The sequence below is a fragment of the Psychrobacter sp. CAL346-MNA-CIBAN-0220 genome, from assembly GCF_040309805.1.
Lineage (GTDB): Bacteria > Pseudomonadota > Gammaproteobacteria > Pseudomonadales > Moraxellaceae > Psychrobacter.
On sequence record NZ_JBEOPF010000776.1, the window covers coordinates 1 to 232 of the forward strand.

The window sequence follows — 232 nt, forward strand, 5'->3', positions numbered from 1 at the left end:
CTAAACTAGCAGCATAGCTTTTGACGTAAGCAGGATTGATGATGCTAACGTTAAGCTTTTTATCAAATAGGTAGTAGGCGATGTTCTCGTGATAGACGCCTGTAGCTTCAAGGGTTATGTGGATGTTGTTTAAGTCATCAGTAATGTTAGCAATTAGCCAGTTGATAAGAGCAGCATAGTCACTGTGATCATTTTTAAAGACTTTAGTTTTGAATTTTAGTTTGTCAGTGTC

1 protein-coding gene is annotated in these 232 nt (G+C 37.1%); it reads right to left on the reverse strand.

The window, feature by feature from the left end; translation table 11 throughout:
- Positions 1 to 232, reverse strand: a 232-nt coding sequence (locus AAEY88_RS15635; protein WP_350563868.1) for a transposase, incomplete at both ends; no start/stop codon positions are given.